Genomic DNA, 436 nt, shown 5'->3' on the forward strand with positions numbered 1-436 from the left:
GCTCTTTAACAATATAAACCTATCAATCTGTGTGGGCACTCGTTGATGATAATCCAAAAGATTTATCAATGAACTGAGTGACCAAAACGATACTAAGTATCGGCACAGTCAATTTATTCAGTATTCATTGAGCCGAGCGAAAGCTTCAAAAAAAACTTTTAATTGAAGAGTTTGATCATGGCTCAGATTGAACGCTGGCGGCAGGCCTAACACATGCAAGTCGAGCGGCAGCACAGAGAAACTTGTTTCTCGGGTGGCGAGCGGCGGACGGGTGAGTAATGCCTGGGAAATTGCCCTGATGTGGGGGATAACCATTGGAAACGATGGCTAATACCGCATGATAGCTTCGGCTCAAAGAGGGGGACCTTCGGGCCTCTCGCGTCAGGATATGCCCAGGTGGGATTAGCTAGTTGGTGAGGTAAGGGCTCACCAAGGC

1 rRNA gene is annotated in these 436 nt (G+C 47.7%); it reads left to right on the forward strand.

What is annotated here, in order from left to right:
• Nucleotides 1-159: 159 nt before the first annotated feature.
• A 16S ribosomal RNA gene (locus tag CIK04_RS31525) occupies nt 160-436 on the forward strand; the annotation flags it as partial.

The sequence above is a fragment of the Vibrio sp. 03_296 genome, assembly GCF_002265885.1.